10 protein-coding genes are annotated in these 9,898 nt (G+C 70.7%); 7 read left to right on the forward strand and 3 right to left on the reverse strand.

Annotated features, from left to right (window positions below):
• On the reverse strand, positions 1-709 hold a 709-nt coding region (locus BGN98_RS05455; protein WP_288120083.1), incomplete at its 3' end, for a CvpA family protein.
• A 150-nt stretch (positions 710-859) separates the two neighbouring features.
• On the opposite strand from BGN98_RS05455, the gene BGN98_RS05460 reads away from it, so the two are divergent.
• From BGN98_RS05460 to BGN98_RS05490, 7 genes are read left to right on the forward strand one after another with little or no spacing between them, the layout of a single operon-like run.
• On the forward strand, positions 860-1,600 hold the full coding sequence (locus BGN98_RS05460; protein WP_288120085.1) for an NUDIX hydrolase: 741 nt from the start codon (positions 860-862) through the stop codon (positions 1,598-1,600).
• Complete coding sequence (gene nadA / locus BGN98_RS05465; protein ID WP_016464707.1) at positions 1,597-2,919, forward strand: quinolinate synthase NadA; 1,323 nt, start codon at positions 1,597-1,599, stop codon at positions 2,917-2,919. The genes BGN98_RS05460 and nadA overlap by 4 nt, the downstream gene beginning before the upstream one ends.
• Positions 2,920-2,927: 8 nt before the next feature.
• Entirely contained in the window at positions 2,928-4,517 is a 1,590-nt protein-coding gene (nadB, locus tag BGN98_RS05470) for an L-aspartate oxidase (protein WP_016464706.1), read from the forward strand.
• Positions 4,511-5,395: a carboxylating nicotinate-nucleotide diphosphorylase gene (gene nadC / locus BGN98_RS05475; protein WP_016464705.1), complete on the forward strand. Its 885-nt coding sequence runs from the start codon at positions 4,511-4,513 to the stop codon at positions 5,393-5,395. The genes nadB and nadC overlap by 7 nt, the downstream gene beginning before the upstream one ends.
• Before the next feature lie 14 nt (positions 5,396-5,409).
• Positions 5,410-6,588: a cysteine desulfurase family protein gene (locus tag BGN98_RS05480; RefSeq protein WP_288120086.1), complete on the forward strand. Its 1,179-nt coding sequence runs from the start codon at positions 5,410-5,412 to the stop codon at positions 6,586-6,588.
• Positions 6,585-7,547: a glycosyltransferase family 2 protein gene (locus BGN98_RS05485; protein ID WP_288120087.1), complete on the forward strand. Its 963-nt coding sequence runs from the start codon at positions 6,585-6,587 to the stop codon at positions 7,545-7,547. The genes BGN98_RS05480 and BGN98_RS05485 overlap by 4 nt, the downstream gene beginning before the upstream one ends.
• Positions 7,548-7,572: 25 nt before the next feature.
• Positions 7,573-7,773, forward strand: coding sequence for a hypothetical protein (locus tag BGN98_RS05490; RefSeq protein WP_288120089.1), 201 nt, complete (start codon positions 7,573-7,575; stop codon positions 7,771-7,773).
• A 6-nt stretch (positions 7,774-7,779) separates the two neighbouring features.
• On the opposite strand, the gene BGN98_RS05495 is transcribed toward BGN98_RS05490, so the two are convergent.
• Entirely contained in the window at positions 7,780-9,684 is a 1,905-nt protein-coding gene (locus BGN98_RS05495) for an ABC transporter ATP-binding protein (protein ID WP_288120095.1), read from the reverse strand.
• Positions 9,685-9,733: 49 nt separating this feature from the next.
• The gene (locus tag BGN98_RS05500; RefSeq protein ID WP_288120097.1) at positions 9,734-9,871 is read right to left on the reverse strand and encodes a DUF1345 domain-containing protein; all 138 of its coding nucleotides are present in this window, start codon (positions 9,869-9,871) and stop codon (positions 9,734-9,736) included.
• Positions 9,872-9,898: the final 27 nt, after the last annotated feature.

Consider the following 9,898-nt stretch of genomic DNA (forward strand, 5'->3'; position numbering starts at 1 on the left):
CCCCTGCGACGACATGAGCGTTCGTCACGACAAGTCCTGGCGCTGCCACGAAACCCGACCCGGTCATCGAAACCCCGCAGGCATAGGCCGTGCCGCTCACGCGGGCGACGGAGGCGGCGGCGTTCTGCAGTGCGGGATCGTCGAGCGTGATCGGCGGGTCGGTGGGCGTGACCACCGCACCGATCGCCGCCTCCAGCCGTGGCAGCCCGTCCGAGAGCAGAGCGCCGCGCGCCTGGGTCAGCGCGTCCTGGACCGGCGGCGGCGTGATCGCCTGGAGCGCACCGATGACGCGCGAGGAGGCGACCGCCGAGGACACGTACGGAATGCCCGCGGTCGCAAGCCCCGAGGAGACGAGCACGAGAACCAACGCGGTGGCCACCGTGGTCAGCACGCCGCCGAGGAAGCGCTCCAGTCCACGCAGCCGCGCACGGTCGACGCCGCGACGAATCGCCATCCCGATCGCGGTACCGGACGCGGTCCCGACGACGACGAGCACGATCGCGGCGACGGCGAGCGCCGCGGTGCGCCAGCCCCCGGAAGGGACGACCGTGGACAGCCACGGCGTCACCAGCGGCAACATCCACAGAGCCGCGGCGGCGCCGGCGATCATCCCGATGACGCTGCCGAGGCTGGCGAAGAATCCGCGCGCCAGACCCGACGCGAGGGCGAGGAGCAGCGCCACGACGGCGATGATGTCGACGATCAGCACGGGGAACCTCCGCGCACACCGTAACGCGTACGGCTCCGCGATTCCTGCACGAATGCTGCCGGTCGAGCGCGATCGGGGTTTTCGGCGGCGGCGCGGGTTTGCCCTTCAAGTCCTGATGACTCTAAGATCATCTGCGAGGTTATGGTCATCATGACAAGAACAAGCGCCCCGACCGACACGATCCGTGTCGCCGTCTCGACGGTCATCTTCAGCCTGCGCAGCGACGAGTCGGGACGCCTCGCCGTCGTGCTGCCGCTGGTTCGTCGCACGCGCGATCCGCACGAGGGACTCTGGGCCCTTCCGGGAGGCTGGCTGGATGCCGCCGAGAACCTCGAAGCTGCGGCCTCACGAACCCTGGCCGAGACGACCGGCCTCGCCCCGAGCTACCTCGAACAGCTCTATGCGTTCGGCGACGTCGGCCGCGCCCCGGGTCGCGTCGTGTCCATCGTCTACTGGGCGCTGCTGCGCGAAGGCGCCCAGCTTCCCGCGGATGCCCACAACGTGAGGTGGTTCGACGCGGCGCATCTGCCGGCCCTGGCCTTCGACCACAACCACATCGTCGACTACGCGCTGTGGCGTCTGCGCAACAAAGTCGGCTACAGCCGCATCGCCCACGGGCTGCTGCCCGAACTGTTCACCCTGTCTGATCTGCGCGAGGTGTACGAGGCGATCCTCGAACGCGACCTGGACCCCGCGAACTTCCGCCGGCAGGTGGAGAACTCGGGGACGCTGATCCCCACCGACGCGTTTCGCACCGGCAGCCACCGGCCGGCGCGTCTCTACCGCTACAACCACGACGTGGAGCTCGCCGAACGCGGGCCCCTGCCACCCGGCGCGGTCGCCGACGCCGACGCCGCACCATCCGTCCTTCCCGAAGAGGTCACGATATGAGCGCCACCTTCCTCACCCTCCAACCGCGCCCCGACGGCGAGGTCGACCCCAGCGTCGACCACGCCGTCCAGGCCATCGTCGCCGGCGCGTCGACGGCCGAGACCTGCAACACCGATCTCGCGGCGGGACCGTGGGCCTTCGACGCGCGCCCCGGATACGGACCCGGCTCGTCGATGGGCGACGTGATCCCCACCGGGGCGCCCCGTCAGGGCGAACTTCCGGCGGAGTACCGCACGGCATCCGAAGACGAGCTGCACGCCCGTATCCGCGCCGCGAAGGCGACCCTCGGCGAACGCGTCGTCGTGCTCGGCCACTTCTATCAGCGCGAGGAGGTGGTCACGCACGCCGACTATGTCGGGGACTCGTTCCAGCTCGCGAACGCGGCGCTGGAGCACCCCGACGCGGACGCCATCGTGTTCTGCGGCGTGCACTTCATGGCTGAGACGGCGGATCTGCTCTCCCGCCCCGAGCAGGCCGTGATCCTCCCCAACCTCGCCGCCGGCTGCTCGATGGCCGATATGGCCTCCATCGACGAGGTCGAGGAGTGCTGGGAGCAGCTCGAAGACGTCTACGGCGATCTGACCGCCGCTGATGCCGACGGGCGTGTCCCGGTGATCCCGGTCACATACATGAACTCCTCGGCGGCGATCAAGGGCTTCGTCGGGCGGCACGGCGGCATCGTCTGCACCTCGTCGAACGCGCGCACCGTGCTGGAATGGGCGTTCGCCCGCGGGCGCCGGGTGCTGTTCTTCCCCGATCAGCACCTCGGTCGCAACACGGCGAAGGCGATGGGCGTGCCCCTGGCGCAGATGCCCATGTGGAATCCCCGCAAGCCTCTCGGCGGCTCGAGCGCCGACGAGCTGGACAGCGCCCGGGTGATCCTCTGGCACGGGTTCTGCTCGGTGCACCGCCGGTTCACGGTCGACCAGATCGACAAGGCCCGCGCCGAGCACCCCGGCGTGCGCGTGATCGTCCACCCGGAGTGCCCCATGGCCGTCGTCGACGCGGCCGACGAGGCGGGATCGACCGACTACATCCGCAAGGCCATCGCCGCCGCCACCGAGCCGACGACGTTCGCGATCGGCACCGAGATCAACCTCGTGCAGCGTCTCGCGGCGCAGTTCCCCCAGCACGAGATCTTCTGCCTCGACCCGGTGGTGTGCCCCTGCTCCACGATGTACCGCATCCACCCCGGCTACCTCGCCTGGGTGCTCGAGCGCCTCGTCGCCGGCGACGTCGTGAACCGCATCACGGTGCCCGCCGACGTCGCCGACCCCGCACGCGTCGCCCTCGAGCGGATGCTGGTGGCCAAGCCGTGAGCGTCGACGTGCCTGACGTCGTCGTGGTCGGCTCGGGGATCGCGGGGCTCACCGCGGCGCTGCACGCCGCGGCATCCGGATGCCGGGTGACCCTCGTCACGAAGGACGTGCTCGAACACGCCAACACGCGCTACGCCCAGGGCGGCATCGCCGGCGTCATGTTCGACGACGACAGTGCCGCCGCGCACGAGCACGACACTCTCGTCGCGGGGGCCGGGCTCAGTGATCCCGCCGCCGTGCGCGTCCTGGTGAGCGAAGGGCCCGAGCGCATCCGTGAACTCATCGAGCTCGGCGTCGCGTTCGACCGCGGCAGCGATGGCGCTCTCGTGAAGGGACTGGAGGCCGCGCACTCCTACCCGCGGGTGCTCCACGCAGGGGGCGACGCGACCGGGAGCGTCATCGAGAAGGCGCTCGTTGCACGCGTGCGCGCCAGCGGGGCCCGCGTCATCGAGCACGCCTTCCTCGTCGATCTGATCCTCGACAGCGACGGTCGCGCGTGCGGCGTCGACCTCCTGGTCGGCGACACGCGGCGCGATCGGATCCCGGCGGATGCCGTCGTGCTGGCGACCGGGGGTGTCGGTCAGCTCTACGCCCACACCACCAACCCCGCCGTCGCCACCGGCGACGGCATCGCCGCGGCCGTGCGTGCCGGCGCGAGCGTCTGCGACCTGGAGTTCGTGCAGTTCCATCCCACCGTCCTGTCCGTCGAGGGCACGGAACCCTTCCTCGTCTCGGAAGCCGTGCGCGGCGAAGGGGCGGTCCTGCGCGACCAGGAGGGGCGGCGTTTCATGCTCGACCTCCACCCCGACGCCGAGCTCGCACCCCGCGACGTGGTCGCCCGCGCGATCGCCGCGGTGATGGAGGGCCAGGGCGGCGAGCCGGTGCTCCTCGACGCGACCGGCCTGGGCCTGGACACCGCCGCGACAGGATCGGCGCGCAAGAGGGCCGGCGCCTTCCTTCGGCGCCGGTTCCCCACGATCGACGCCGCCGTGCGAGAGCGCGGGCTGGACTGGTCGCAGGAGCCGATTCCGGTGACGCCGGCCGCGCACTATCTGATGGGGGGCGTGGTCACCGACCTCCAGGGGCGCACGAGCGTCGCGGGACTGTATGCGGTGGGCGAGGTCGCGCGCACCGGCGTGCACGGCGCGAACCGGCTCGCCTCGAACTCGCTGCTGGAGGGAGCCGTGTTCGGCGCACGTGCCGGTGACGCGATCGTCGGCGACACCGCGTCCGGTGCGTGGCCCGTCACCGCGCCGTCCGCTGCGGCGACCGCCCCGGCGGGAGATTTCGCCGCAGCGGCGGCGGCGCCGTGGCATCGAGCTGCGCTGCAGGAGCTGATGTGGGCGCACGCGGGGCTCGTCCGTGATGCGGTGGGTCTGCGCCACGCCGCCGCCGTGATCGGCAGCTGGCGGGTCGGGCAGCGCACGCCACGGACGGAGGCGGAGTTCGAAGATGCCAACCTGCTCCTGGTGGCCGCCTGCCTGGTGGATGCCGCGCTCGCCCGCACCGCATCGGTGGGCGCGCACACGCGCCGCGACGAGGATGCGTCCGCGCCATCCGCCCCGGCGCGACGCGAGCTTCAGGGGTCGGCATGCTGACCGCACGCCAGATCGAGCGCGTCGTCATCGCCGCTCTCGAGGAGGACGCGCCGTGGGGTGACGTCACCAGCGACTATCTGATCCCGGCCGATGCCGTCGCGACGGCAGACCTGGTCGCACGAGAGGCCGGCGTGTTCAGCGGCGGCGACGTCTTCGCGGCGGCGTTCGCCCTCACCGACCCCGCCATCGCCGTCACCGTGGCGACTGCCGATGGCGCGGCCTTCGGCGCAGGAGATGTGCTCGCGACCGTCAGTGGGCCGGCACGCGGCGTCCTGACTGCCGAACGGGTGGGTCTCAACCTCGTGCAGCGCATGAGCGGCATCTCCACCCTCACCGCGCGCTACGTCGACGCGGTCGCCGGCACCGGCGCGCGGATCGCCGATACCCGCAAGACGACTCCGGGGCTGCGGGCGCTCGAACGCCACGCTGTCCGCAGCGGCGGCGGTCACAACCACCGCTACTCGCTGTCGGACGCCGTGATGGCCAAGGACAATCACCTCGCGGTGCTGACCGCCGACGGCGGCGATCTGACGACCGCACTGCGTCGTGCATTGTCCGCCCTGCCCCACACGACCCACGTCGAGGTGGAGGTCGACCGGCTGGAGCAGATCGAACCCGTCCTCGCCGCCGGCGGCGGCGCCGCGCGCATCGGCACGATCATGCTCGACAACTTCGCGCTCGACGACCTCCGCGCCGGGGTCGCACTCATCGCCGGACGCGCCACGGTCGAGGCGTCGGGCGGAGTGAGCCTGGACACCGTGTCCGAGATCGCGGCTACGGGCGTCGACGTGATCTCCGTCGGAGCCCTGACGCATTCCGCCCGTGCCCTCGATCTGGGCCTGGACGCCCGCGTCGCGAGCAACGTCGGCGGTGCCTGACCCGCGAGGAAGCGATGTTCTATCTCGATCACGCTGCCACCACCCCGGTACGTCCCGACGTGGTCCAGGCGATGCTGCCCTACCTCGGCGATCGGTTCGGTAATCCGTCCAGCCACCACACGGTCGGTGAGGCCTCGGCATCCGTCCTCTCGGATGCGCGACGGCGCGTCGCCGCCGTGTTCGGCATGCGCCCCGCCGACATCGTCTTCACCTCGGGTGGCACCGAAGCGGACAACCTGGCGGTGAAGGGCATCACGATCGGCACGGCGCTGCATCGCGGCGGCGGACGAAGCGCTCCGATGCACGTGATCACCACGCCCATCGAGCATGAAGCCGTCCTCGCCTCCTGCGGGTACCTGGAGCGTGTGCACGGCGCGAGCATCACCCGGCTGCCCGTGGACGCGACGGGCCTCGTCGCGCCCGCGGACATCGCCGCGGCGCTTCGCCCCGAGACCGCGCTCGTGTCGATCGGCTACGCGAACAACGAGGTCGGCACGGTTCAGGATCTGGGCGCGATCGCCGCGGTGACGCGCGCGGCCGGCGTCGCGCTGCACGTCGACGCCGTACAGGCGGCGGGCTGGCTGCCGCTGGCCGACACCGGAGCCGATGCGATCTCGGTCGCCGGACACAAGATCGGGGCTCCCCCGGGCATCGGCGTGCTCGCGATCCGAGGCCGCGTGCCTCTGGAACCGTTGCTCCACGGCGGCGGCCAGGAGCGCGAGCGGCGCAGCGGCACCGAGAACGTCGCCGGCGCGGTCGCGATTGCAACCGCCCTGGAGATCGCGGAGCGCGAGCGCCCCGCCGCAGCGGCACGCGTCGGCGCGCTGCGCGACCGCTTCATCGCCCGCGTGCTGGCCTTCGTCCCCTCCTCGCGGCTCACCGGCCATCCCGTGCGTCGGCTGCCCTCCTTGGCCAGTTTCACCTTCGCGGGAACCAGCGGCGAGTCGGTGCTGCTCGAGCTCGAACGCCGTGGCATCGTCTCTTCCAGCGGCTCCGCGTGCGCCGCCGGAAGCGACGAACCGTCCCATGTGCTGCTCGCGCTGGGCATCACCCCGGAGCTCGCCCAGACCGCCGTGCGCTTCAGTTTCGGTCATGACTTCGGCGCCGGCGACGAGGAGCGGGCCGCAGCACTGCTCGATGCCGCCGCGGACGCGGTCGCCGCATCGGTGACGGCGGTACGATCGGGGCCGTGAGCACACCCGTCGCTACCGTCATCGTCCCCGGACGCGACGTCGCCGCCTACGCGCAGGAGGCCGTGGACTCCCTCCGCGCACAAACGCTCACGAGCTGGCGCGCCATCTTGGTCGACGACGGATCCCTCGATGCGACCGGAGAGGTCTTTGCGGCGGCGGCGGCATCCGACGATCGTTTCCATGTCGTCACCCATCCCGTCGCGCGCGGGCTGTCGGCTGCCCGCAACACCGGGCTGGACCTCGTCGAGACACCGTTCGTCGGATTCCTGGATGCCGACGACGTGCTCACCCCGCGCGCACTGGAGCGCTTCGTGGACACGCTCACGCGCTCCGGCAGCGATGTCGTCGTGGGCGCCTACGTGCGACTGCGCGCCGACGAGGCAGGCACCTACCGTCCCGGTCCCGTGCAACCGTGGGTTCGCGCCGCCACCGATCCGCCGCGGCTCGCGACGACGCTGGCCGCGCATCCCGAGGTCTCCGGAAACATCGTGGCCTGGTCGAAGCTCAGCCGGGTGGAGCTCTGGCGGCGGACGGGGCTGCGCTTTCCCGAGGGCAAGCTCTACGAGGATCAGCTGGTGGCGCAGCGTCTCTACACCGCCGCGCGCGCCATCGATGTCATCCCCGACGTCGTCGTGCACTGGCGAGAGCGCGCCGATGGCTCCTCCATCACGCAGAACAAGAATCTGCTCCCCGTGCTCGAGGACTACCTCGACGCCCTCAGCGGCGGTATCGCCGTGCTCGACGGCGCCGGTCAGCGCGCCGCCGCCCGCGCCCGCGTGCGTCTCATTCTGGAGATGGACGTCCCTCCGCTCGTTCGCATCGCGCAAGACAGCCCCGACGACGCCTACCGACGCACGCTCGGCACGTTCATCCGCGCCCTCCACGACCGTGCGGATGCCGAGTCCATCGGTCTCGATGACGCCGCGGCCCGGTTGCGCAGCGCGGCTGAACTGTGGTGAGACGAGCCGGAGATATTCTGAGCGGATGACCGATTCCGACGCCGCTCACCTCCCCGATCGTCCTACGGGTCCCGATCTCGCCCCGATCCGTGCCGAGATCGACGAGCTCGCATCCCTCTCCACGGAGGAGCTCGTCAACCCGAAGCCGAAGGCGATCGCCGAGAACGAGCCGGTCCCGTACCCCACGGACGCGATCGGGTCCGAGGACTGGAGCGAGCCGGCCTGAGCGGCCTCAGGCCTGTTCGCGCGCCTGCGCCTCCAAGCCCGCGATCGTCGCGGCCGCCATCTGCTCGAGCGCCAGCTCGGCGTAGAGCCCACCCTGGGCCAGCAGTTCGCTGTGGGTCCCGGACTCGACGATGCGCCCCGCCTCGACGACGTGGATGACGTCGGCGCCGACGACGGTCGACAGCCGGTGCGCGATCGAGATGGTGGTGCGCCCGCGCGCCACATTGTCCAGCGCTTCCTGCACGACCCGTTCCGAGACCGTGTCCAAAGCCGACGTGGCCTCGTCCAGCAGCAGCACCGGTGGATCCTTCAGCAGGACGCGCGCGATCGCGATCCGCTGCTTCTCGCCGCCCGAGAGCCGATAGCCGCGCTCGCCGACGACGGTGTCGTAGCCGTGCTCGAAGCTCGCGATGGCGTGGTGGATGTTCGCCGCCGTGCACGCCGCCACGAGCTCCTCGTCGGTGGCATCGGGCTTCGCGTAGCGGAGGTTGTCGGCGATGGTGGCGTGGAACAGGTAGGTCTCCTGGGAGACGATGCCGACGTTCTCCACGATCGAGTCCTGGGTGAGCCCCCGCACATCCCGCCCGGCGAAGACGACGGCGCCCTCGGATGCTTCGTACAGACGCGGAGCAAGGTAGACGATGGTGGTCTTGCCCGCGCCGGACGGCCCCACGAAAGCGATGTGCTGGCCGGGCTCGGCGACGAAGGACACTCCGTCGAGCGTCGGGCGGGTGTCGCCCGCGGCATCCGGATAGCGGAAGACGACGTCGCGGAACTCGACGCGTCCGATCGGCCCGGGAGCGCGCGCGACGTCTATCGCGTCGGGAGCGTCGACGATGGCCGGCGTCAAGTCGAGGTACTCGAAGATGCGCGCGAACAGTGCCCGGGAGGTCTGCAGATCCAGCGCCACACGCATCAGCCCCATGAGCGGTTGGAGCAGGCGCGCCTGCACCGTGGTGAAGGCGACGACGGTGCCGGCCGTGATCGCGCCGGTACCGCCCGCGATGAGGTAGCCCGACACCAGATAGATGACGGCGGGCACCGAGGCCATGATGACCTGCACGACGGCGAAGAAGCCCTGTCCGCTCATGGCCCGGCGCACCTGGAGACGGACCTGGTTGAGGTTCTCTGCGCGGTAGCGCTCCGACTCCGCCCGTTGGCGGTTGAAGGCCTTGGACAGAAGGATGCCGCTGACCGACAGCGTCTCCTGGGTGATGCTGGTCAGTTCGCTCAGCGACTCCTGCGTCTGCCCCGCGATACGGGCCCGCACCTGCCCCACCCGCCTCTGCACGAGCACGAGCGCGGGCATCATGATCACGGCGATGATGGTCAGCCGCCAGTCGATCAGGATCATGGCGACGAGGGCGGAGATCACGGTCACCGTGTTGCCGAGGATGCTGGTGATGGTGTTGGTCAAGACGTCCGAGACGCCGCCGACGTCGTTCTGCAGCCGCGACTGGATGACCCCGGTCTTCGTCCGGGTGAAGAAGCCCAGCTCCATCGCCTGCAGGTGATCGAACAGGCGGACCCGCAGGTCTCCCGTCACACGATTGCCGACCGTCGAAGTGAGCCAGGTCTGGGTGACACCGAGCACCGCGGAGAACAGGAACAGCCCGATCATGGTGAGCACCAACCGCAGCAGGAGCGCGAGATCGGGAGACGCACCGTCCGTGGGAAACAGCGCGTCGTCGAAGATGCGCTGCACGATGAGGGGCGGGACGACACCGATCGCCGCGCCGACGACGACCATCACCGCGGTCACGAGGATGCGCAGGCGGTAGGGGCGGAACAGGCCCACGACCCGAGCACCCAGGTTCGGGATCGCCGGGGCCTGTGCGTTCAGTCGCCGTTGCGCGCCTTCGTCCACGCCGCGGAAGGCCGCCGGACGACCACCCGGCCCCATTCCCCCCATGCCCATACTCACCGGGTCACTCTAACCCCGTGCCGGAGGGGGCGGCGGCTCAGCCGAGGCCGGCGACGAGATTGATCACCGATGCGAGGATGACGGCCCCGAACAGGTAGGCCAGCAGCGTCTGCGCGACGATGATGCGCCGGATCTCATTCGCGGACACATTCGTGTCGGACACCTGGTAGGTCATCCCCAGGCCGACCGAGAAGTAGCCGAA

Source organism: Microbacterium sp. 69-7, from assembly GCF_001897985.1.
Taxonomy (GTDB): Bacteria; Actinomycetota; Actinomycetes; order Actinomycetales; family Microbacteriaceae; genus Microbacterium; species Microbacterium laevaniformans.

What these genes read in the sequence shown, in the direction of transcription:
- BGN98_RS05460 (WP_288120085.1), top strand. Translation starts at nt 860, where the DNA reads ATGACAAGAACAAGCGCCCCGACCGACACGATCCGTGTCGCCGTCTCG.
- nadA (WP_016464707.1), top strand. Translation starts at nt 1,597, where the DNA reads ATGAGCGCCACCTTCCTCACCCTCCAACCGCGCCCCGACGGCGAGGTC.
- nadC (WP_016464705.1), top strand. Translation starts at nt 4,511, where the DNA reads ATGCTGACCGCACGCCAGATCGAGCGCGTCGTCATCGCCGCTCTCGAG.
- BGN98_RS05480 (WP_288120086.1), top strand. Translation starts at nt 5,410, where the DNA reads ATGTTCTATCTCGATCACGCTGCCACCACCCCGGTACGTCCCGACGTG.
- BGN98_RS05490 (WP_288120089.1), top strand. Translation starts at nt 7,573, where the DNA reads ATGACCGATTCCGACGCCGCTCACCTCCCCGATCGTCCTACGGGTCCC.
- BGN98_RS05495 (WP_288120095.1), bottom strand. Translation starts at nt 9,684, where the DNA reads ATGGGGGGAATGGGGCCGGGTGGTCGTCCGGCGGCCTTCCGCGGCGTG.
- BGN98_RS05500 (WP_288120097.1), bottom strand. Translation starts at nt 9,871, where the DNA reads ATGACCTACCAGGTGTCCGACACGAATGTGTCCGCGAATGAGATCCGG.